This is a genomic window from Pseudomonas sp. 21LCFQ010 (assembly GCF_024129905.1).
Classification (GTDB): domain Bacteria; phylum Pseudomonadota; class Gammaproteobacteria; order Pseudomonadales; family Pseudomonadaceae; genus Aquipseudomonas.
Map to the genome: position 1 here is coordinate 1 of NZ_JAMYDZ010000039.1, position 17,203 is coordinate 17,203.

The 17,203-nt window shown below is 56.8% G+C and carries 22 protein-coding genes; 1 reads left to right on the forward strand and 21 read right to left on the reverse strand.

Annotated elements, in window-relative coordinates:
* Nucleotides 1–194: 194 nt before the first annotated feature.
* The 3 genes from NJC38_RS27240 to NJC38_RS27250 form a co-directional block, all read right to left on the reverse strand.
* Nucleotides 195–1,424, reverse strand: coding sequence for a site-specific integrase (locus NJC38_RS27240; RefSeq protein ID WP_253117953.1), 1,230 nt, complete (start codon nt 1,422–1,424; stop codon nt 195–197).
* A gap of 143 nt (nt 1,425–1,567) precedes the next feature.
* Nucleotides 1,568–2,143 carry a single-stranded DNA-binding protein gene (locus NJC38_RS27245; RefSeq protein WP_045484060.1) on the reverse strand — a complete coding sequence of 192 codons (576 nt, stop codon included), beginning with the start codon at nt 2,141–2,143 and terminating at the stop codon, nt 1,568–1,570.
* A 9-nt stretch (nt 2,144–2,152) separates the two neighbouring features.
* Nucleotides 2,153–3,550, reverse strand: a complete 1,398-nt coding sequence (locus NJC38_RS27250) for an MFS transporter (RefSeq protein ID WP_253117954.1) — start codon at nt 3,548–3,550, stop codon at nt 2,153–2,155.
* A 128-nt stretch (nt 3,551–3,678) separates the two neighbouring features.
* Here NJC38_RS27250 and uvrA point away from each other — a divergent pair, with 128 nt between their 5' ends.
* The gene (gene uvrA / locus NJC38_RS27255; protein ID WP_253117955.1) at nt 3,679–6,513 is read left to right on the forward strand and encodes an excinuclease ABC subunit UvrA; all 2,835 of its coding nucleotides are present in this window, start codon (nt 3,679–3,681) and stop codon (nt 6,511–6,513) included.
* Between the two features lie 142 nt (nt 6,514–6,655).
* Here uvrA and bfr read toward each other — a convergent pair whose 3' ends face one another.
* The 18 genes from bfr to rplX all read right to left on the reverse strand — a co-directional run bounded on the left by bfr (nt 6,656) and on the right by rplX (nt 17,197).
* Nucleotides 6,656–7,120: a bacterioferritin gene (gene bfr / locus NJC38_RS27260; RefSeq protein WP_045484066.1), complete on the reverse strand. Its 465-nt coding sequence runs from the start codon at nt 7,118–7,120 to the stop codon at nt 6,656–6,658.
* A gap of 155 nt (nt 7,121–7,275) precedes the next feature.
* Nucleotides 7,276–8,724, reverse strand: coding sequence for a catalase (locus tag NJC38_RS27265; RefSeq protein ID WP_253117956.1), 1,449 nt, complete (start codon nt 8,722–8,724; stop codon nt 7,276–7,278).
* Nucleotides 8,725–8,897: 173 nt separating this feature from the next.
* Nucleotides 8,898–9,284, reverse strand: a complete 387-nt coding sequence (gene rplQ / locus NJC38_RS27270; RefSeq protein ID WP_045484071.1) for a 50S ribosomal protein L17 — start codon at nt 9,282–9,284, stop codon at nt 8,898–8,900.
* A gap of 41 nt (nt 9,285–9,325) precedes the next feature.
* Nucleotides 9,326–10,327, reverse strand: coding sequence for a DNA-directed RNA polymerase subunit alpha (rpoA, locus tag NJC38_RS27275; RefSeq protein ID WP_045484073.1), 1,002 nt, complete (start codon nt 10,325–10,327; stop codon nt 9,326–9,328).
* A gap of 22 nt (nt 10,328–10,349) precedes the next feature.
* A complete protein-coding gene (rpsD, locus tag NJC38_RS27280) occupies nt 10,350–10,970 on the reverse strand; it encodes a 30S ribosomal protein S4 (protein WP_045484076.1) in 621 nt (206 codons plus the stop codon).
* A gap of 18 nt (nt 10,971–10,988) precedes the next feature.
* Nucleotides 10,989–11,378 carry a 30S ribosomal protein S11 gene (gene rpsK / locus NJC38_RS27285; protein WP_002555466.1) on the reverse strand — a complete coding sequence of 130 codons (390 nt, stop codon included), beginning with the start codon at nt 11,376–11,378 and terminating at the stop codon, nt 10,989–10,991.
* Between the two features lie 30 nt (nt 11,379–11,408).
* Nucleotides 11,409–11,765 (reverse strand): 30S ribosomal protein S13, encoded by a 357-nt coding sequence (gene rpsM / locus NJC38_RS27290; protein ID WP_045484080.1) that lies wholly within the window; start codon nt 11,763–11,765, stop codon nt 11,409–11,411.
* A gap of 130 nt (nt 11,766–11,895) precedes the next feature.
* Nucleotides 11,896–12,012 (reverse strand): 50S ribosomal protein L36, encoded by a 117-nt coding sequence (gene rpmJ / locus NJC38_RS27295; RefSeq protein WP_002555468.1) that lies wholly within the window; start codon nt 12,010–12,012, stop codon nt 11,896–11,898.
* A 28-nt stretch (nt 12,013–12,040) separates the two neighbouring features.
* Nucleotides 12,041–13,372 carry a preprotein translocase subunit SecY gene (gene secY, locus NJC38_RS27300; protein ID WP_045484083.1) on the reverse strand — a complete coding sequence of 444 codons (1,332 nt, stop codon included), beginning with the start codon at nt 13,370–13,372 and terminating at the stop codon, nt 12,041–12,043.
* Complete coding sequence (gene rplO, locus NJC38_RS27305) at nt 13,373–13,807, reverse strand: 50S ribosomal protein L15 (protein WP_045484086.1); 435 nt, start codon at nt 13,805–13,807, stop codon at nt 13,373–13,375.
* Between the two features lie 3 nt (nt 13,808–13,810).
* Nucleotides 13,811–13,987 (reverse strand): 50S ribosomal protein L30, encoded by a 177-nt coding sequence (gene rpmD / locus NJC38_RS27310; protein WP_045484089.1) that lies wholly within the window; start codon nt 13,985–13,987, stop codon nt 13,811–13,813.
* Nucleotides 13,988–13,989: 2 nt separating this feature from the next.
* Nucleotides 13,990–14,490 carry a 30S ribosomal protein S5 gene (rpsE, locus tag NJC38_RS27315; protein WP_045484099.1) on the reverse strand — a complete coding sequence of 167 codons (501 nt, stop codon included), beginning with the start codon at nt 14,488–14,490 and terminating at the stop codon, nt 13,990–13,992.
* Between the two features lie 3 nt (nt 14,491–14,493).
* The gene (gene rplR, locus NJC38_RS27320) at nt 14,494–14,844 is read right to left on the reverse strand and encodes a 50S ribosomal protein L18 (RefSeq protein WP_002555473.1); all 351 of its coding nucleotides are present in this window, start codon (nt 14,842–14,844) and stop codon (nt 14,494–14,496) included.
* Nucleotides 14,845–14,854: 10 nt separating this feature from the next.
* Nucleotides 14,855–15,388, reverse strand: a complete 534-nt coding sequence (rplF, locus tag NJC38_RS27325) for a 50S ribosomal protein L6 (RefSeq protein WP_045484102.1) — start codon at nt 15,386–15,388, stop codon at nt 14,855–14,857.
* A 12-nt stretch (nt 15,389–15,400) separates the two neighbouring features.
* Complete coding sequence (gene rpsH, locus NJC38_RS27330; protein ID WP_045484105.1) at nt 15,401–15,793, reverse strand: 30S ribosomal protein S8; 393 nt, start codon at nt 15,791–15,793, stop codon at nt 15,401–15,403.
* A 209-nt stretch (nt 15,794–16,002) separates the two neighbouring features.
* Entirely contained in the window at nt 16,003–16,308 is a 306-nt protein-coding gene (gene rpsN, locus NJC38_RS27335; protein WP_045484107.1) for a 30S ribosomal protein S14, read from the reverse strand.
* 14 nt (nt 16,309–16,322) lie between these two features.
* Nucleotides 16,323–16,862, reverse strand: coding sequence for a 50S ribosomal protein L5 (gene rplE / locus NJC38_RS27340; protein ID WP_045484112.1), 540 nt, complete (start codon nt 16,860–16,862; stop codon nt 16,323–16,325).
* 20 nt (nt 16,863–16,882) lie between these two features.
* A complete protein-coding gene (gene rplX, locus NJC38_RS27345) occupies nt 16,883–17,197 on the reverse strand; it encodes a 50S ribosomal protein L24 (protein WP_045484115.1) in 315 nt (104 codons plus the stop codon).
* Nucleotides 17,198–17,203: the final 6 nt, after the last annotated feature.

Here is a 17,203-nt window from a genome sequence, read left to right on the forward strand (position 1 = left end):
TGCGCCCGTGAGGGCAGATAACCAAGGCGTTGCCTTGGTTATCTAATAATCAGCGGCTGAAAATCGGGCCTTTCGGCATCCTCAAGCCGTCCATTTCCGGCTGATGGGCAACTTGTTCGGAGTTTCCCTAGAAAGCTCATACCCGTCTCTAGATAAAAACCTATCTGAACTCAGTAAGCTCTCGATGCTGACTCTCATTCACCCTCTCCCAGCTTTTGATTTTTCTTACCGAGAACTCTCTCTTGCATTGCAACCACTGCAATACCCGCCTGCTCTTTGATGCGCCTACTGTTGTACCTAGCAGGCATCTGGGATGTCTGAGTCCACCCCAAGAGCTTGGCGCGGAGTTGCTGCTCTTTCTCGGGAGACACTCCATTTGCATCCATGATTTTAGAGAAGTCATAGTTCCAATGGTGCCTGAGGGCATGAGCATGAATACTTTTGAAGTCTGAAGCCGACGCCGCAAGTTGTGACATGAATTTACCGAATCCAGAATTTGACAGAGGTTGGCCTTGAAAACGACCAGCCTTATGGGTCACAAATAGGTAACCGTGTTTATTTGACCCCGGCACCTCAGTACGAAATTTTTGGATATAGAGCATAACTGCATCTGAAATATCGTTGCTGAGAGGAATCGTCCGGCCTAGCGTTTTAGCAAGAGGCTGATACAAGCGGGGATCAAACCTGGAGTCAGGGCGCCTGACGACTTTGACGGTTCTTTTGTTGAACGAAAAATCTTCGACCTTGAGGTTGAGCAACTCACCTCTTCGCATGCCCGTGGCCCTCAGGATCACGAACATCAGGGAATTCCGCACCTGCACGGCGTAATCGAAAACAGGGTTCTTTTCTGAACCAGGCTCCAGAGCATCAGTAACAGCAGCCAGAACCTCCTCATCCAGGTAGTTGTCTTCTCGATCAGTGTTAGACCTAGTGTCCTTCTTGGGCCTGTTGTCCTTGATCGCCTGGGACATCTGGGCAATGGCCGCACTACTGACTTCAGTGTGGGGGTGAAGCCTGCCCGCAAGGAATTTCAGATATTCTGCGATCACCGACATCCGAGAGTATTGGCTCTCAGAGCTCACCACTCGGACACTCTGCTTGATTGCGCGAACGTTGCTGGAAAGCTGCTGAGCAGGCGCCAGGGGAATCTGCATGAAGTCGCGGAGCGAGTGGATCTCATTTGGCAAAAGCAGCTCGCTCCGCTTAAAGCGCGACTCTAGCTCAAGGCCATAGTAATCCTGCCAGGCGTACATCGCCTTTATCGCTGTCAACGCGTTGATGATCGTATTGATAGCAAGGCCACCGCCTCGAAGCATGCACGTCACGAATAGCGCCGGGTAGAAGAGAGGCATTCCCAACTCGTCCACCAGCATGGCGAATCGCTCTCCCTGATTGCCCGTGAACCTACGAATCGACAGCTTCATAACCACCCCGAATTCTTAACTTAAATTCAAGGTAGGAGACTACCGAAACTCGGTCAACAATTTTTTTACAGCGCAAAAACGACAAAGCCCCCGCAATGCGGGGGCTCTGGGCCTAAACTTTACAAAAAAGTCTAAGGTAACTGCTAGAACGGGATATCGTCATCGAAGCTGTCGAAGTCGGCCGCCGGCTGCGGAGCCGGTTTTGGCGCGGGTCGCGACTCACGCTGCGGCTGGCTGTACGACTGTTGTGGCGACTGGTCGTAAGACTGATGCTGCGGCGACTGATCGTAGGACTGCTGTGGCGCCGGAGCCGGACGTGACTGCTGCGGGCGCGACTGGCCGTAGTTGCCACCACCCTGGTTGTCGCCCTGCTGCGGACGGCCACCGAGCAGTTGCATGGTGCCCTGCATGTCGACGACGATTTCAGTGGTATAACGCTTGATGCCGTCTTTTTCCCATTCGCGAGTCTGCAGCTTGCCTTCGATGTAGACCTGCGAGCCTTTGCGCAGGTACTCGCCGGCAATTTCCGCGACCTTGCCGAACAGCGAGACGCGGTGCCATTCGGTACGCTCGACCTTCTGGCCGCTCTGCTTGTCGGTCCATTGTTCACTGGTAGCCAGACTCAGGTTGGTCACGGCGTTGCCGTTAGGCAGGTAACGGACTTCGGGATCCTGGCCGCATGTACCGACCAATATGACTTTGTTAACCCCACGGGCCATAACGTTCTCCTAGACTTCACACGTTTGAGTGGCTGGACTGTTGACCAGCTTTTCGAGCGACGCGCGATCCAATAGTTTTGTATCAAGTTTGATATAGATGGCCGCCTCTTCGGCAACCACCACAGCATCTGTTACGCCCGGTACGGACTTCAGGCGTTGTGCCAGGCCTGTTTCTCGCTGTGCCTCAGGCGACAGCGGCAGGCGCAGGCTGGTCACGTAAGGCGGCTCGCGCATGCTCATGGCAACGACCAGCCAGATGGCCGCCAGCGCTGCGCAGCCCAGAAACACCACGTCCAGCCCGCCCTGCTGAAATAGCCAGCCGCCCATGATTCCGCCGACCGCAGAGCCGAGGAACTGGCTGGTGGAATACACCCCCATGGCCGTGCCTTTGCCGCCTGCCGGCGAAACCTTGCTGATCAGCGATGGCAGTGTGGCCTCCAGCAGGTTGAACGCGGTGAAGAATACCACGCTGCCGATCACCAGCGTTCGCAGCGTGTCGCCAAAAGCCCAGAAGAATATTTCAGAGAGCATCAGCACCGTAACAGCGCCAATCAGCACGGCCTTCATGCGGCGCTTCTTTTCGCCATAAATGATGAACGGCAGCATGGCGAAGAACGACACCAGCAGCGCCGTGAGATACACCCACCAATGCTCTTCCTTGGGCAGGCCGGCCTTTTCCACCAGCGCCAGCGGCAAGGCCACGAAACTGGACATCAGCATGGCATGCAGGACGAAGATTCCCAGGTCCAGACGCAGCAGGTCTGGATGGCGCAAGGTCGCGCCCAGGGCTGCCTTGTCGACCCCGGACTCTCGATGCATCAACGGCCCCGAAGACCTGGGCACCATGAACGCCACGATCAGGATCCCCAGCAGCGCCATGGCGCCGGTGGCAAGAAACAGACCGGACAGGCCGAATGCACTGGTCAGCACCGGGCCTATCACCATGGCAATGGCAAACGACAGGCCGATGGTCATGCCAATCATGGCCATGGCCTTGGTGCGGTGCTGTTCCCGGGTCAGGTCCGAGAGCAAGGCCATGACGGCGGCTGAAATCGCCCCGGCACCTTGCAACACACGACCGGCAATCACCCCTTCGATGGAATCGGCCCCCGCAGCCACCAGGCTGCCGAGCGCGAATACCAGCAACCCCAGGTAAATCACCGGGCGTCGGCCGATGCGGTCGGAGATAAAGCCCAGCGGGATCTGCAAAATGGCCTGGGTCAGGCCATAGGCGCCAATGGCCAGGCCGATCAGTGCCGGCGTAGCGCCCGCCAGGTCCATGCCATAGGTGGACAACACCGGCAGGACCATGAACATGCCGAGCATGCGAAAGGCGAACACCAGCGCCAGCCCGCCCGCCGCGCGGGTCTCGGCACCACTCATGCGTTCGCTATGGGAGTCTTGCATGGAAAAACCTCGTGTGAACCGGCGGCGATTCTACCAGTCCCAACGAGGTACGGCACATACGCGGCGCTTTGCCGCGTAATGGCGTGGGGCCGTATACTCCGTCGTTTATGCCCGCCAGCGAGGCCGCAGTGGATAAAATCCTGATTCGTGGGGCTCGGACCCACAACCTGAAGAACATCGACCTGACCCTTCCTCGCGACAAGCTGATCGTTATCACCGGGCTGTCAGGCTCCGGCAAGTCTTCGCTGGCGTTCGACACGCTATATGCCGAAGGCCAGCGCCGTTATGTCGAATCGCTGTCGGCCTATGCCCGGCAGTTCCTGTCGATGATGGAAAAGCCCGATGTCGACACCATTGAAGGTCTGTCGCCCGCCATCTCCATCGAGCAGAAATCCACCTCACACAACCCGCGCTCAACCGTCGGCACCATCACCGAAATCTACGACTACCTGCGCCTTTTGTATGCGCGGGTCGGCCAGCCGCGCTGCCCGGACCACGATATACCGCTGGAGGCCCAGACCGTCAGCCAGATGGTCGATCTGGTACTGGCCGAACCTGAAGGCCGCAAACTGATGCTGCTGGCCCCGGTGGTGCGCGAGCGTAAAGGCGAGCACCTGTCGGTGTTCGAAGAGCTGCGTGCACAAGGGTTCGTCCGCGCCCGGGTCGACGGTACCCTGTATGAACTCGATGAAGTCCCCAAACTCGACAAACAGAAGAAGCACTCCATTGATGTGGTGGTCGACCGCTTCAAGGTGCGTGGCGACCTGCAGCAGCGCCTGGCCGAATCGTTCGAGACCGCCCTGCAACTGGCCGATGGCATTGCCTGGGTCGCACCGATGGATGACGAGCCAGGCGAAGAGATGATCTTCTCGGCGCGCTTCGCCTGCCCGATCTGCGGTCATGCGATCAGCGAGCTGGAGCCCAAGCTGTTTTCCTTCAACAATCCGGCCGGCGCCTGCCCAAGCTGCGACGGTCTGGGCGTCAAACAGTTCTTCGACGTCAAGCGCCTGGTCAATGCCGAATTGACCCTCGCCGAGGGGGCGATACGCGGCTGGGACCGACGTAACGTCTATTACTTCCAGATGCTTGGCTCACTGGCCCAGCACTACAAGTTCAGCCTGGAGGTGCCGTTCAAGGAGTTGAAAGCCGATATCCAGAAGGTGCTGCTCAATGGCAGCGGCACGCAGAGTGTCGATTTCCGCTACCTCAATGACCGCGGCGATATCGTCAAGCGCGCCCACCCGTTCGAAGGCATCGTGCCGAATCTGGAGCGTCGTTATCGGGAGACCGAATCGGCCACCGTACGCGAAGAGCTGGCCAAGTTGCTCAGCACCCAATCCTGCCCGGACTGTCGTGGTACCCGCCTGCGCCGCGAAGCCCGGCATGTGTGGGTCGGTGAGCGGACCCTGCCCGCCGTGACCAATATGCCGATTGGCGACGCTGCCGAGTATTTCGCCGGGCTGACCATGACAGGCCGGCGCGGTGAGATCGCCGCGAAAATTCTCAAGGAAATCTGCGAGCGTCTGCAATTTCTGGTCAACGTCGGCCTGGACTACCTGACCCTGGACCGCAGCGCCGACACACTGTCGGGTGGCGAGGCGCAGCGTATTCGTCTGGCCAGCCAGATCGGCGCCGGCCTGGTCGGGGTCATGTACATCCTCGACGAGCCGTCGATCGGCCTGCACCAGCGCGATAACGACCGACTGCTGGCAACCCTCAAGCATCTGCGCGATATCGGCAACACAGTGATCGTGGTCGAGCACGACGAGGATGCGATCCGCCTGGCCGATTACGTGGTGGATATCGGTCCTGGCGCCGGCGTACATGGCGGGCAGATCGTTGCCGAAGGCACGCCTGCCGAAGTCATGGCGCATCCCGACTCGCTGACCGGTAAATATCTGTCAGGCCGAGTGAAGATCGAAGTCCCGGCCAAACGCACAGCGCGCAACAAGAAGCTGTCGCTGACCCTAAAAGGCGCACGCGGCAACAACCTGCGTAACGTGAATCTGGAAATTCCGATCGGCCTGCTGACCTGTGTGACCGGCGTATCCGGCTCGGGCAAGTCGACGCTGATCAACAATACGCTGTTCCCCCTCGCCGCCACTGCACTCAACGGTGCCACGACGCTGGAAGCCTCTGCTCACGACAGCATCAACGGCCTGCAGCATCTGGATAAGGTGGTGGATATCGACCAGAGCCCGATCGGCCGCACACCGCGCTCCAACCCGGCGACCTATACCGGGCTGTTTACGCCGATTCGCGAATTGTTCGCCGGGGTACCGGAGTCGCGCTCGCGGGGTTATGGCCCCGGCCGCTTCTCGTTCAACGTCAAGGGCGGACGCTGCGAGGCCTGTCAGGGTGACGGCCTGATCAAGGTAGAGATGCACTTTCTGCCGGACATCTACGTGCCCTGCGATGTGTGCAAGAGCAAGCGCTACAACCGCGAAACCCTGGAGATCAAGTACAAGGGCAAGAACATTCACGAGGTGCTGGAAATGACCATCGAGGATGCCCGCGAGTTCTTTGATGCCGTACCTGCTCTGGCGCGCAAGCTGCAAACCCTGATGGACGTCGGCCTGTCGTATATCAAGCTGGGTCAGTCAGCAACCACGCTGTCCGGCGGCGAAGCACAACGGGTCAAGCTGTCACGCGAGCTGTCCAAGCGCGACACGGGCAAGACCTTGTATATCCTTGATGAACCAACCACCGGCCTGCACTTTGCCGATATCCAGCAGTTGCTCGACGTGCTGCATCGCCTGCGCGACCACGGCAACACCGTGGTGGTAATCGAGCATAACCTGGATGTGGTCAAGACCGCAGACTGGCTGGTCGACCTGGGGCCTGAAGGTGGATCACGCGGTGGCCAGATCATCGCCACCGGTACGCCGGAAGACGTGGCGGCCATGGAGCAATCGCATACCGGCCACTATCTCAAGCCGTTGCTGGAGCGTGATCGCGCCTGAGGGCAGCTACAAGCTTCAAGTTACAAGCTGCAAGCAGAAGCAACACCGCACTTTCTTGCAGCTTGCCGCTTATAGCTTTCAGTCCAATAAAAAAGCCCCTGTCACAGCAATGTGCAGGGGCTTTTTAATGATTTGCTGCCTGTCAGAACTGCGACTGCAGGTAGTTCTGCAGGCCGATGGATTTGATCAGGCCCTGCTGTTTTTCCAGCCAGTAGGTGTGATCTTCCTCGGTATCGGCCAGTTGCAGGCGCAGGATGTCGCGGCTGATGTAGTCACCGTGCTTTTCGCACAGCTCAATGCCTTTACACAGCGCAGCACGCACTTTGTATTCCAGGCGCAGGTCGCTGGCCAGCATCTCCGGTACAGTCGTACCGACATCCAGATCGTCCGGGCGCATGCGCGGGGTGCCTTCAAGCATGAGAATCCGGCGCATCAACGCATCGGCGTGCTGTGCCTCCTCTTCCATCTCATGATTGATGCGCTCGTAGAGCTTGGTGAAGCCCCAGTCTTCGTACATGCGCGAGTGAATGAAATACTGGTCACGCGCAGCGAGTTCGCCGGTGAGCAAAGTATTGAGGTAATCAATGACGTCTGGATGGCCTTGCATCGCCAAACTACTCCCTACAGAAAGGCTGTAGTTTGAACCAAGCCTCTCTTGAGGTCACGGCCATTCGCGCAATAAAACGATAAAAAGCAGTGAAAATCGGTTATCAAGAAGCGAAAAACCGCCCAAATGAGGGCGGTTCTGTTTATCACTATTACTTAGCTAACGGTTACACCCAACGCCTTGGCAATGCCTTCACCATAAGCCTGGTCAGCCTTGTAGAAGTGCTGTAGCTGGCGCTGCACAACATCGCTGCTGACCCCGGCCATGGCGCCGGCAATGTTGTTGATCAGCAACGCTTTCTGCTCATCATTCATCAGGTTGAACAGCTTGCCGGCCTGGCTGTAGTAGTCAGTGTCCTCGCGGTGATCATGACGGTCCGCAGCGCCACTGAGCGCCAGCGCCGGCTCAGCGTAACGCGGCGCCTGCTTAGGGGCATCACCATAGCTGTTGGGCTCGTAATTCGGAGCAGCACCACCGTTGTCACCATAGGCCATGGCGCCATCGCGCTGATAGGTGTTCACCGGGCTCTTGGCCGCATTGATCGGCAGGTGCTGATGGTTGGTGCCTACCCGGTAGCGATGCGCGTCGGCATAGGCAAACACGCGGCCTTGCAGCATACGGTCTGGCGACAGACCAACGCCTGGAACCATGTTGCTCGGTCCAAATGCCGCCTGCTCGACCTCGGCAAAATAGTTCAGCGGGTTGCGGTTCAGCTCCAGCTCACCGACCTCGATCAGCGGGAACTCCTTCTGCGACCAGGTCTTGGTCACGTCGAACGGGTTCTCGTGATGCTGATTGGCCTGTTGTTCGGTCATGATCTGGATGCAGACCTGCCATTTCGGGAAATCACCGCGCTCAATGGCTTCGAACAGATCGCGCTGTGCGTAGTCAGGATCGGTACCGGCAATGCGCGCAGCATCGGCCGGTGCGAGGTTCTTGATGCCTTGTCTGGTCTTGTAGTGCCATTTCACCCAATGCCGCTCACCGGCAGCGCTGATCAGGCTGTAGGTATGGCTGCCGAAGCCGTGCATATGCCGGTAGCCGTCCGGGATGCCGCGATCGGAAAACAGAATAGTGACCTGGTGCAGCGCCTCAGGCGAATGCGACCAGAAGTCCCACATCATCTGCGCACTTTTCAGGTTACTTTGCGGCAAGCGCTTCTGGGTGTGGATAAAGTCCGGGAATTTGAGCGGGTCACGAATGAAGAACACCGGCGTATTGTTGCCGACGATGTCCCAGTTGCCTTCTTCGGTGTAAAACTTCAGCGCAAAGCCGCGTGGGTCACGCTCTGTGTCGGCCGAGCCACGCTCGCCACCGACAGTAGAAAAGCGCAGGAAAATCGGGGTCTGCTTGCCCACCGCTTCGAACAGCTTGGCGCTGGTGTACTGAGTGATGTCGCGGGTAACCGTAAAGGTGCCATGCGCGCCCGAGCCTTTGGCGTGTACACGGCGCTCAGGGATGTTCTCACGGTTGAAATGCGCGAGCTTCTCGATCAGGTGGAAATCATCGAGCAACAATGGACCGCGAGGGCCTGCCGAGCGAGAGTTCTGGTTGTCAGCAACAGGTGCGCCGCTTGCGGTGGTAAGGGTCTTGGTCTGGCTCATCGGTAATCCTCCTCAGGCATTGAAGCATCCGTTTAAACGGCTTGAGGAAGAGTATTGTCCATATTCGTTACAAGGGTAAATTGATTGCTTGTTAAACGTTGATAGCAATTACCAATGTACAGAAAACAAAAAACCGGGCACTAGGCCCGGTTTCTTGTGATCAGACTGACGTCTTACTCGGCATCTACAGCAGCAGCACCGACTGGACGATCAACCAGCTCGACGTACGCCATTGGCGCGTTGTCGCCAGCGCGGAAACCGCACTTCAGGATACGCAGGTAGCCACCCGGACGGGTTGCATAGCGCTTGCCCAGATCGTTGAACAGTTTGCCTACAGCGGACTTCGAACGAGTACGGTCGAAAGCCAGACGACGGTTGGCAACGCTGTCTTCCTTGGCCAGAGTGATCAGCGGCTCGGCAACGCGGCGCAGTTCTTTGGCTTTTGGCAGGGTAGTTTTGATCAGCTCGTGCTCGAACAGCGACACTGCCATGTTTTGAAACATGGCCTTGCGGTGCGCGCTGGTGCGGCTCAGGTGACGACCACTTTTACGATGACGCATGGTTCATTCCTTACCAAACTCGCGTTCGGTGATTACGACGATCAGGCCGTGGCCTTGTCGTCCTTCTTAAGACTTGCCGGCGGCCAGTTGTCGAGGCGCATGCCGAGTGACAAACCGCGGGAGGCCAAAACGTCCTTGATTTCAGTCAGGGACTTCTTGCCCAGGTTCGGAGTTTTCAACAGCTCTACTTCGGTGCGCTGAATCAGATCACCGATGTAGTAGATGTTCTCCGCCTTAAGGCAGTTGGCCGAACGCACGGTCAGTTCCAAATCGTCAACCGGACGAAGCAGGATCGGATCGATCTCGTCTTCCTGTTCGATTACAACAGGCTCACTGTCACCTTTGAGGTCGACGAACGCAGCCAACTGCTGTTGCAGAATGGTTGCAGCACGGCGGATAGCCTCTTCAGGATCCAGAGTACCGTTGGTTTCCAGATCAATAACCAGCTTGTCCAGGTTGGTACGCTGTTCGACACGGGCGTTTTCCACCACGTATGCGATACGACGGACCGGGCTGAACGAAGCGTCCAGCTGAAGACGGCCAATGCTACGGCTTTCGTCTTCATCGCTCTGACGCGAGTCGGCCGGCTCATAACCACGACCACGAGCTACGGTGAGCTTCATGTTCAGGACGCCGTTGGACGCCAGGTTAGCGATTACGTGATCGGGGTTAACGATCTCGACATCATGATCCAGCTGAATATCGGCAGCGGTAACCACCCCCGAACCCTTTTTCGACAAGGTCAGCGTAACTTCGTCTCGACCGTGCAGCTTGATAGCCAGGCCTTTGAGGTTCAACAGGATTTCAATGACGTCTTCCTGTACACCTTCGATCGCGCTGTACTCGTGGAGTACACCGTCGATCTCGGCCTCGACTACTGCACAGCCGGGCATGGAGGACAACAAGATGCGACGCAACGCATTGCCCAGGGTATGGCCGAAACCACGCTCGAGAGGCTCGAGCGTAATCTTGGCGCGGGTTGGACTGACAACCTGAACGTCGATGTGACGTGGTGTCAGAAACTCATTTACCGAAATCTGCATGGATGCACCTATTTTCTAGCCCTTACTTGGAGTAGAGCTCGACAATCAGGCTTTCGTTGATGTCGGCGGATAGATCACTGCGAGCAGGAACGCTTTTGAAAACGCCCGACTTCTTCTCAGTGTCTACGTCTACCCATTCTACGCGGCCACGTTGGGCACACAGTTCAAGAGCCTGGCCAATACGCAGCTGGTTCTTCGCCTTTTCACGGACAGCAACAACGTCGCCGGCACGTACTTGGTACGAAGGAATGTTTACAGTCTGACCATTGACGCTGATCGACTTGTGCGAAACCAGTTGACGGGATTCAGCACGAGTCGAGCCGAAGCCCATGCGGTATACAACGTTGTCCAGACGGCATTCGAGCAGTTGCAGCAGGTTTTCACCGGTTGCACCTTTCTTGCTAGCGGCTTGCTTGTAGTAGCCGCTGAACTGACGCTCGAGAACACCGTAGATACGACGTACTTTTTGCTTTTCACGCAGCTGGGTGCCGTAGTCGGACTGACGGCCACGGCGCTGGCCGTGGATACCTGGGGCTGCTTCGATGTTGCACTTGGATTCGAGTGCGCGCACACCGCTCTTCAGGAAAAGGTCAGTGCCTTCACGACGAGCAAGTTTGCATTTTGGACCAATGTAACGAGCCATTTCTTACAGTCTCCTGGATTACACGCGGCGCTTCTTCGGCGGACGGCACCCGTTGTGCGGGATTGGTGTCACGTCGGTGATGCTGGCGATCTTATAGCCACAGCCGTTCAGAGCGCGAACAGCGGACTCACGACCTGGGCCTGGACCCTTGACGTTGACGTCGAGGTTCTTGAGACCGTATTCCAGCGCGGCTTGACCAGCACGCTCGGCAGCTACCTGAGCAGCGAACGGGGTGGACTTACGCGAACCACGGAAACCCGAACCGCCGGAGGTAGCCCAGGACAGGGCGTTACCTTGACGATCGGTAATGGTGACGATGGTGTTGTTAAAAGACGCATGGATGTGGGCGATGCCATCAACCACTGTCTTTTTAACTTTTTTACGAGGACGAGCAGCAGGTTTTGCCATGACTAATTTCCTGTCGAAACGCTGGAGCGATTACTTGCGGATCGGCTTACGCGGACCTTTGCGAGTACGTGCGTTGGTCTTGGTACGCTGACCGCGTACTGGCAGACCGCGACGGTGACGCAGACCGCGGTAGCAGCCCAAGTCCATCAAGCGCTTGATTTTCATGTTGATTTCGCGACGCAGGTCACCTTCAGTGGTGATCTTCGCCACTTCGCCACGCAGCTGTTCGATCTGCTCGTCGCTCAGATCCTTGATTTTTACAGCCGGGTTTACGCCGGCATCTGCACAGATTTTCTGTGCAGTAGTGCGACCAACACCATAGATGTAGGTCAGCGAGATAACAGTATGCTTGTTATCTGGAATGTTAACGCCTGCAATACGGGCCATTCAGTGGGACTCCAGTTGACAGCTACCTACGCCCCGGAAGCCAAGAAATAGGGCGCGAGATAATATCGCTGTAGTAACAATTAATCAACCCAGCAGCACACTAGCTGCTGGGCTTAAGCACAGCTCACAATCAGCCTTGGCGCTGCTTATGACGTGGTTCCGCGCTGCAAATTACTCGAACAACACCTTCGCGGCGAATAATTTTGCAGTTACGGCACAGCTTTTTCACCGATGCACGAACTTTCATCACCAACTCCTCGAACCTTATGGGTCTCTCAGCGCAGCATGCCGCTGCCGCCGTAGCCCTTCAGGTTGGCTTTCTTCATCAGGGATTCATACTGGTGCGAAACGAGGTGCGATTGTACTTGCGACATGAAGTCCATCACAACCACGACCACGATCAGCAACGAGGTCCCGCCAAGGTAGAACGGAACGTTGGCAGCCACCACCAGGAACTGGGGAAGCAAGCAAACGGCCGTCATATAAAGAGCACCGAACAGGGTCAAACGGGTCAAAACGCCATCAATGTAGCGCGCCGACTGCTCGCCTGGACGAATGCCCGGAATAAAGGCACCGGACTTTTTCAGGTTTTCCGCTACGTCTTTCGGATTGAACATCAACGCCGTATAGAAGAAGCAGAAGAAAATGATCCCTGCACTAAACAGCAGAATGTTCAACGGCTGACCAGGAGCGATCGACTGCGAGAGGTCCTGCAACCAGCCCAAACCTTCAGACTGACCGAACCAGGAACCCAGCGAAGCCGGGAACAGCAGAATGCTGCTTGCAAAAATGGCCGGGATCACACCAGCCATGTTCACTTTCAGCGGCAAGTGGCTGGTCTGTGCAGCGAAGACCTTGCGGCCCTGCTGACGCTTGGCGTAGTGCACAGCAATACGACGCTGGCCACGCTCAATGAACACCACGAAACCGATGATCGCTACCGCCAGCAAACCGATGGCAACCAGCGCGAAAATGTTGATATCGCCCTGACGTGCAGACTCGAAAGACTGCCCGATTGCCCTCGGAAGACCAGCAACGATACCTGCGAAGATCAACATCGAGATACCGTTACCAACACCACGCTCGGTAATCTGCTCACCCAGCCACATCATGAACATCGCACCAGCCACGAAGGTGGTAACGGCCACGAAGTGGAAGCCGAAGTCTGCAGCGAACGCCACACCCTGACCGGCCAGGCCGACGGACATGCCGACAGCTTGAACCAGAGCCAGGATGACGGTGAGATAGCGGGTGTACTGGCTGATCTTGCGACGGCCAGCTTCACCTTCCTTCTTCAACTGCTCCAGCTGCGGACTGACGGCGGTCATCAGCTGCATGATGATCGATGCCGAAATGTACGGCATGATCCCCAATGCAAAGATGCTCATCCGCTCCAGTGCGCCACCGGAGAACATGTTGAACAAGCTAAGAATGGTCCCCTCATTCTGTCGAAACAGTTCCGCCAGCCGGTCCGGATTGATACCAGGCACTGGGATATGCGCACCGATCCGATAGACGATAATCGCCAGGAACAGAAAACGCAGTCGAGCCCAGAGCTCGGACAGTCCGCCTTTGCTGAGCGCTGAGAGAGCACCTTGCTTAGCCATTTATTCCTCGAACTTGCCGCCAGCTGCTTCGATAGCCGCACGTGCACCTTTGGTGACGGCGATTCCCTTGATAGTGACAGCGCGAGTAACTTCGCCCGACAGCATGATTTTCACACGCTGAACGTTCTGGTTGATCACGTTGGCATCTTTCAGGGTCTGTACAGTTACGACGTCGCCTTCCACTTTGGCCAGCTCGGACAGACGCACTTCTGCGCGGTCCATGGCTTTCAGGGAAACGAAACCGAACTTGGGCAGACGGCGATGCAGAGGCTGTTGACCACCCTCGAAACCAGGGGCAATGGTGCCACCGGAACGGGAAGTCTGACCTTTGTGACCACGGCCACCGGTCTTGCCCAGGCCACTACCGATACCACGGCCTGGACGATGCTTCACGGGACGGGAACCCGGAGCTGGACTCAGATCATTGAGTTTCATCGATTAACCCTCGACGCGCAGCAGGTAGTAAGCCTTGTTGATCATCCCGCGATTCTCGGGAGTATCCTGGACTTCTACGGTGTGACCGATGCGACGCAGACCCAGACCCTTAACGCACAGTTTGTGGTTAGGCAGACGGCCAGCGACGCTCTTGATCAGCGTTACTTTTACGGTAGCCATGATCAGATGATCTCCTCAACGCGCTTGCCACGTTTGGCAGCGATGGAATCAGGAGACTGCATAGCCTTCAGACCCTTGAAAGTGGCGTGAACCACGTTTACAGGGTTAGTCGAGCCATAGCACTTGGCCAGGACGTTCTGAACACCAGCAACTTCCAGAACAGCACGCATCGCGCCACCGGCGATGATACCGGTACCTTCCGAAGCAGGCTGCATGTAAACCTTGGAGGCGCCATGAGCAGACTTGGTAGCGTACTGCAGAGTGGTGCCGTTCAGGTCAACCTGAATCATGTTGCGACGAGCAGCTTCCATCGCTTTCTGGATGGCGGCAGGCACTTCGCGGGACTTGCCACGGCCAAAGCCTACACGGCCCTTGCCATCACCTACCACGGTCAACGCGGTGAAGGTGAAGATACGACCGCCTTTGACGGTCTTGGCAACGCGGTTAACCTGAACCAGCTTCTCGATGTAGCCTTCGTCGCGTTTTTGATCGTTATTTGCCATAACTTAGAACTCCAGCCCGCCTTCACGAGCAGCATCAGCCAGCGCCTTGACACGGCCGTGGTACTTGAAGCCAGAACGGTCGAAGGCAACTTGCGATACGCCAGCGGCTTTAGCGCGCTCAGCAACCAGCTTGCCAACCTTAGTGGCCGCGTCGATGTTGCCAGTGGCACCATCACGCAGTTCTTTGTCCAAAGTCGAAGCGCTTGCCAGGACTTTGCTGCCGTCGGCCGAAATGACCTGGGCATAGATGTGCTGCGAAGAGCGGTGCACGCAGAGACGAACGACTTCGAGTTCGTGCATTTTCAGGCGTGCTTTGCGAGCGCGACGCAGTCGGGTAACTTTTTTGACGGTCATTTGCTATGCCCTACTTCTTCTTGGCTTCTTTACGACGGACGACTTCGTCTGCGTAACGCACACCTTTGCCTTTGTAAGGCTCAGGACGGCGGAAGTCGCGGATCTCAGCGGCCACCTGACCAACCAGCTGCTTGTCGATACCACGAATCAGGATATCGGTCTGGCTAGGAGTCTCAGCGGTGATGCCATTCGGCAGTTCGTAATCCACTGGGTGCGAGAAGCCAAGCGCCAGGTTCAGGACGGAGCCTTTTACCTGAGCCTTGTAACCAACACCTACCAGCTGGAGCTTGCGCTCGAAGCCTTGGCTAACGCCCTGGACCATGTTGTTGACCAGTGCGCGAGTGGTACCGGCCATTGCGCGAGTCTGTTGATCGCCATTGCGAGCAGCAAAACGCAGCTCACCGGCTTCTTCAACGACTTCAACGGACGAGTGGACATTCAGTTCGAGGGTGCCTTTGGCGCCCTTGATGGAAAGCAGCTGGCCGGCGAGTTTGATCTCGACGCCCGATGGCAGCTTAACGGGGTTCTTCGCTACGCGTGACATAGTTATCCCCCCTTAGAACACAGTGCAAAGCACTTCGCCGCCGACACCGGCAGCGCGCGCAGCACGATCAGTCATCACACCTTTGTTGGTGGAGACGATAGACACACCGAGGCCGCCACGTACTTTTGGCAGATCGTCGGAGGACTTGTACTGACGCAGGCCTGGACGGCTGACGCGTTTGACTTCTTCGATGACCGGACGGCCTTCGAAATATTTCAGCTCAATGGACAGCGAAGGTTTGACTTCACTGCTGACCTGATAACCCGCAATGTAACCTTCGTCTTTGAGAACTTTGGCTACAGCTACCTTCAACTTGGAAGATGGCATGCTCACAACGGGCTTTTCAGCCATCTGGGCATTACGGATACGAGTTAGCATGTCCGCTAACGGGTCCTGCATACTCATGGGCTAGACGCTCCTGATACAGATAAAATTAGCCTTCCGGCTACTACATTTCGCCGAGACAACCGGGCAAAGAAAAACACGGGCTCAGGCGAGCCGGCAATTCTAGTCTTCCCCCAGAAATGAATCAAGCCCCATAAGGGGCTTGATTCAGTCTCGCAACATCCAGCGACCAGCGGTAGAACCACCGGGCGCCGTTGTCGAGATACGTGTTACCAGCTGGCTTTCACCAGACCTGGTACGTCACCACGCATGGCAGCTTCACGCAGCTTGTTACGGCCGAGGCCGAACTTGCGGTAAACGCCGTGCGGACGACCAGTCAGGCGGCAACGGTTACGCAGGCGCGAAGCGCTGGCGTCACGTGGTTGCTTCTGCAGAGCTACGGTAGCTTCCCAACGCGCTTCTGGACTTGCGTTCAGATCAACGATGATAGCTTTCAGCTCGGCACGCTTCTTGGCGTACTTGGCAACGGTGAGCTGACGCTTCAGCTCACGGTTTTTCATGCTCGTCTTGGCCATTATCCGGACTCCAATCAGTTACGGAACGGGAACTTGAAAGCACGCAGCAGGGCGCGGCCTTCGTCGTCGTTCTTGGCAGTGGTGGTCAGGGTGATGTCCAGACCGCGCAGAGCATCGATCTTGTCGTAATCGATTTCCGGGAAAATGATCTGCTCTTTCACGCCCATGCTGTAGTTGCCACGACCATCGAAGGACTTGGCATTCAGGCCGCGGAAGTCGCGAACCCGAGGCAGGGAGATCGACAGCAGACGATCCAGGAATTCGTACATACGATCACGGCGCAGAGTAACCTTCACGCCAATCGGCCAACCTTCACGAACCTTGAAACCCGCAATCGACTTGCGAGCGAAAGTCACAACGGCCTTTTGACCGGTGATCTTTTCCAGGTCAGCAACAGCGTGCTCGATGACTTTCTTGTCACCGACCGCTTCGCCCAGACCCATGTTCAGGGTGATTTTGGTAACGCGCGGAACTTCCATCACGTTCGCCAGCTTAAGTTCTTCCTTAAGCTTGGGAGCGATATCCTTCCGGTAAATCTCTTTCAGTCGTGCCATGGTCTTCTACCTAGCAGTGTTCAAGCATCAACCGCTTTTTGGGTCGACTTGAAGACACGAATTTTTTTGCCGTCTTCTACTTTGAAACCAACGCGGTCAGCCTTGTTGGTTTCGCCGTTGAAAATGGCGACGTTGGAAGCGTGCAGAGGCGCTTCTTTCTCGACGATACCGCCCTGAACGCCCGACATCGGGTTCGGCTTGGTATGACGCTTCACCAGGTTCACACCACCAACAACCAGACGGTTGTCAGCGAGGACCTTCAGCACCTTACCGCGCTTACCTTTGTCTTTGCCGGCGATCACGATGATCTCGTCGTCACGACGAATCTTTTGCATGTCGGA

What these genes read in the sequence shown, in the direction of transcription:
- rplQ (WP_045484071.1), bottom strand. Translation starts at nt 9,284, where the DNA reads ATGCGTCATCGTAAAAGTGGTCGTCACCTGAGCCGCACCAGCGCGCAC.
- rpmJ (WP_002555468.1), bottom strand. Translation starts at nt 12,012, where the DNA reads ATGAAAGTTCGTGCATCGGTGAAAAAGCTGTGCCGTAACTGCAAAATT.
- rpsD (WP_045484076.1), bottom strand. Translation starts at nt 10,970, where the DNA reads ATGGCTCGTTACATTGGTCCAAAATGCAAACTTGCTCGTCGTGAAGGC.
- rpoA (WP_045484073.1), bottom strand. Translation starts at nt 10,327, where the DNA reads ATGCAGATTTCGGTAAATGAGTTTCTGACACCACGTCACATCGACGTT.
- rpsN (WP_045484107.1), bottom strand. Translation starts at nt 16,308, where the DNA reads ATGGCCAAGACGAGCATGAAAAACCGTGAGCTGAAGCGTCAGCTCACC.
- NJC38_RS27245 (WP_045484060.1), bottom strand. Translation starts at nt 2,143, where the DNA reads ATGGCCCGTGGGGTTAACAAAGTCATATTGGTCGGTACATGCGGCCAG.
- rpsE (WP_045484099.1), bottom strand. Translation starts at nt 14,490, where the DNA reads ATGGCAAATAACGATCAAAAACGCGACGAAGGCTACATCGAGAAGCTG.
- rpsH (WP_045484105.1), bottom strand. Translation starts at nt 15,793, where the DNA reads ATGAGTATGCAGGACCCGTTAGCGGACATGCTAACTCGTATCCGTAAT.
- NJC38_RS27265 (WP_253117956.1), bottom strand. Translation starts at nt 8,724, where the DNA reads ATGAGCCAGACCAAGACCCTTACCACCGCAAGCGGCGCACCTGTTGCT.
- secY (WP_045484083.1), bottom strand. Translation starts at nt 13,372, where the DNA reads ATGGCTAAGCAAGGTGCTCTCTCAGCGCTCAGCAAAGGCGGACTGTCC.
- rplE (WP_045484112.1), bottom strand. Translation starts at nt 16,862, where the DNA reads ATGGCACGACTGAAAGAGATTTACCGGAAGGATATCGCTCCCAAGCTT.
- rpsM (WP_045484080.1), bottom strand. Translation starts at nt 11,765, where the DNA reads ATGGCCCGTATTGCAGGCGTTAACATTCCAGATAACAAGCATACTGTT.
- bfr (WP_045484066.1), bottom strand. Translation starts at nt 7,120, where the DNA reads ATGCAAGGCCATCCAGACGTCATTGATTACCTCAATACTTTGCTCACC.
- rplR (WP_002555473.1), bottom strand. Translation starts at nt 14,844, where the DNA reads ATGACCGTCAAAAAAGTTACCCGACTGCGTCGCGCTCGCAAAGCACGC.
- NJC38_RS27240 (WP_253117953.1), bottom strand. Translation starts at nt 1,424, where the DNA reads ATGAAGCTGTCGATTCGTAGGTTCACGGGCAATCAGGGAGAGCGATTC.
- rplO (WP_045484086.1), bottom strand. Translation starts at nt 13,807, where the DNA reads ATGAAACTCAATGATCTGAGTCCAGCTCCGGGTTCCCGTCCCGTGAAG.
- rplF (WP_045484102.1), bottom strand. Translation starts at nt 15,388, where the DNA reads ATGTCACGCGTAGCGAAGAACCCCGTTAAGCTGCCATCGGGCGTCGAG.
- rpsK (WP_002555466.1), bottom strand. Translation starts at nt 11,378, where the DNA reads ATGGCAAAACCTGCTGCTCGTCCTCGTAAAAAAGTTAAAAAGACAGTG.
- NJC38_RS27250 (WP_253117954.1), bottom strand. Translation starts at nt 3,550, where the DNA reads ATGCAAGACTCCCATAGCGAACGCATGAGTGGTGCCGAGACCCGCGCG.
- rpmD (WP_045484089.1), bottom strand. Translation starts at nt 13,987, where the DNA reads ATGGCTACCGTAAAAGTAACGCTGATCAAGAGCGTCGCTGGCCGTCTG.
- rplX (WP_045484115.1), bottom strand. Translation starts at nt 17,197, where the DNA reads ATGCAAAAGATTCGTCGTGACGACGAGATCATCGTGATCGCCGGCAAA.